Annotated in this window: 2 protein-coding genes and 1 pseudogene; 2 read left to right on the forward strand and 1 reads right to left on the reverse strand. The window is 74.8% G+C overall.

Going from position 1 to position 2644, the window contains the following annotated elements; translation table 11 throughout:
* Positions 1–231, forward strand: a pseudogene (locus tag ACOJUF_RS03315) (1-acyl-sn-glycerol-3-phosphate acyltransferase); the annotation flags it as partial.
* Positions 228–1700, forward strand: a complete 1473-nt coding sequence (der, locus tag ACOJUF_RS03320; protein ID WP_420120444.1) for a ribosome biogenesis GTPase Der — start codon at positions 228–230, stop codon at positions 1698–1700. The pseudogene ACOJUF_RS03315 and the gene der, both read left to right, overlap by 4 nt.
* Positions 1701–1813: 113 nt before the next feature.
* Here der and ACOJUF_RS03325 read toward each other — a convergent pair.
* On the reverse strand, positions 1814–2644 hold an 831-nt coding region (locus ACOJUF_RS03325; RefSeq protein ID WP_420120445.1), incomplete at its 5' end, for a (Fe-S)-binding protein.

Genomic DNA, 2644 nt, shown 5'->3' on the forward strand with positions numbered 1-2644 from the left:
GCCCCGGTGGTGCCGGTCGCCATCCGCGGGACGGTCCGGCCGGCCGGATCCCGGCGACGGCGGTTCCGACCGGCCGTCACGGTGCTGGTCGGGGAGCCGGTCGCGGTGCCGGCCGGTGGCGGTCGCCGGCCGGTGGCCGAGGCGACCGAGGCGATCCGGGTGGACCTGGCGGCGCTGGTGAGCGAGTTGGACGCGCAGTTGGCGCAGAGCGATGGAGCAAGGGCGGCATGACGGACGATTTCGGCAGCGCGGTGGACGGCAGTGGCGACGGCGGCGGCGAGGGTGCCGCGCCGGTCGACGGCACGTGGAGCGACGAGAGCGAGTTCACCGGTTGGGAGGACGCCGACGACGACGGCGCCGACGGCGTCGACGAGGGCCCGGCGCCGACCCTGGCCGTCGTGGGCCGGCCCAACGTCGGCAAGTCGACGCTGGTCAACCGGCTGATCGGGCGGCGCGAGGCCGTCGTCCAGGACGTGCCCGGGGTGACCCGCGACCGGGTGACCCACGACGCGCTGTGGCGCGGCCGCCGGTTCACCGTGGTCGACACCGGCGGCTGGGACCCGACCGCCAGTGGACTGCAGGCCGCGGTCACCGCCCAGGCCGAGCGGGCGATGCAGATCTCGGACGCGGTCCTGGTGGTCGTCGACGCATCGGTCGGCGCGACCGAGACCGAGGAGGCGATCGCCCGGGTGCTGCGGCGCTCCAAGGTGCCGGTGATCCTGGCCGTCAACAAGGTGGACGACGAGCGGGCCGAGGCCGACGCCGCGGCGATGTGGTCGCTCGGGCTGGGCGAACCGATCTCGGTGTCCGCCCTGCACGGCCGCGGTTCGGGTGACCTGCTGGACGCGGTGCTCGAGGCCCTGCCCGCGGCGCCGGGCGAGATCATCGGCAGCGTCGGCGGTCCCCGCCGGGTGGCGCTGATCGGTCGCCCGAACGTGGGCAAATCCTCGCTGCTGAACAAGCTCTCGGGCGAATCGCGGTCGGTCGTGCACGAGGTGGCCGGAACCACCGTCGATCCGGTCGACTCGATCGTGGAACTCGACGGCAAGCCCTGGCGGTTCGTCGACACCGCGGGGCTGCGGCGGCGGGTGCACCAGGCCCGGGGCATGGAGTACTACGCCTCGCTGCGTACCCAGACCGCGCTCGAGTCGGCCGAGGTGGCGATCGCCCTGATCGACGCGTCGACCCCGATCACCGAGCAGGACCAGCGGGTGATCAGCATGGTGATCGACTCCGGCCGGGCGCTGGTGATCGCGCTGAACAAGGCCGACCTGGTGGACGCGGACCGGCGGGCCGAGGTCGACGACGAGGTGCTGCGCGACCTGTCCCGGGTCGCGTGGGCGCAGCGGATCAACATCTCGGCGCAGACCGGCCGTGGCGTGCACCGCATCGCCCCGGCCATGGAACGCGCGCTGGAATCGTGGGACCGGCGCATCCCGACCGGTCGGCTGAACTCCTGGCTGGGTGAGCTGATCGCGGCGACGCCGCCGCCGGTGCGGGGTGGCAAGCAGCCGCGGGTGCTGTTCGCCACGCAGGCGTCCAACCGGCCGCCGACCTTCGTGCTGTTCACCACCGGCTTCCTGGAGGCCGGCTACCGCCGGTTCGTCGAGCGCCGGCTGCGCGAGGACTTCGACTTCACCGGGTCCCCGGTCCGGGTCAACGTGCGGGTGCGCGAGAAGCGGTCGGCCCGCAGCAAGTAACGGCCATCGGAGACCGCTCCCTGCTCCTGCTTCGCTGATCAAACCCGGGTGAAATCGGGCATGACCCGCCCCGGCGCGCGGAAATGATCAGCGAACCCCGATTCGCCGGGCGGTCAGAGCCGCCCGGCGAGCAGCTGGGCCCGCGTCCGGCTGGGCCGGCCGGCCAGCTGGTCGATCTGGGTGCGGCACGAGAAGCCGTCGGCGAGCACGACGGCGCCCGCCGGGGCGTCGCGCAGGGCCGGCAGCAGGGCCGTCCCGGCGACGGCGACCGACATCTCGTAGTGCCCCAGCTCCATGCCGAAGTTGCCGGCCAGCCCGCAGCAGCCGGCCACCGTGCGCACCCGCGCGCCGGCCGCGGTCAGCAGGGTGAGGTCGGCCTCGAAGCCCATCACCGCGTGCTGGTGGCAGTGCGGCTGGGCGATCACCTCGACGCCGGTGAGGTCCGGCGGGCGCCAGCCGGAGTCCATCGCCGCGACCAGCGCCTCGGCGAGCGTGCGGGTGGCGTCGGCGACGCGCCGGGCGCCGCGGTCGCCGGGCAGCAGGTCCGGCAGATCGTCGCGCAGGACCGCCGTGCAGGACGGTTCCAGCCCGACGATCGAATCCCCGCACCGGGCATGGGGTTCCAGCAGGTCGATCAGCCGGCGCAGGCGCCGGCGGGCCGCCGGGAGCTGGCCGGTGGTGATCCAGGTCAGCCCGCAGCAGGGGGCCGCTTCGGGAGCGAGCACCCGGTACCCGGCGGCGCGGAGCACCGAGACGGCGGCGTCGCCCGCGTCCGGATCCATCGCGTTGGTGAACGAATCCACCCACAGGAGCACGGTGGGTGCCGGGCCCGCGACCGGATCGCCGAGTTCGACCGCGCCCCGGCGAGCCCGGGCGGACGCCGGCCGGCCCAGACCGGCCCGCCCGCCGGCGCGGAGCCGGGGCCACGGTGCCGTCCGCCACCG

This window comes from Nakamurella sp. (assembly GCF_048594475.1).
In the GTDB taxonomy this organism is placed as follows: Bacteria; Actinomycetota; Actinomycetes; order Mycobacteriales; family Nakamurellaceae; genus Nakamurella.

Bases quoted from the DNA above. Each gene is read 5' to 3' on its own strand.
- der (WP_420120444.1), top strand. From the start codon at position 228: ATGACGGACGATTTCGGCAGCGCGGTGGACGGCAGTGGCGACGGCGGC.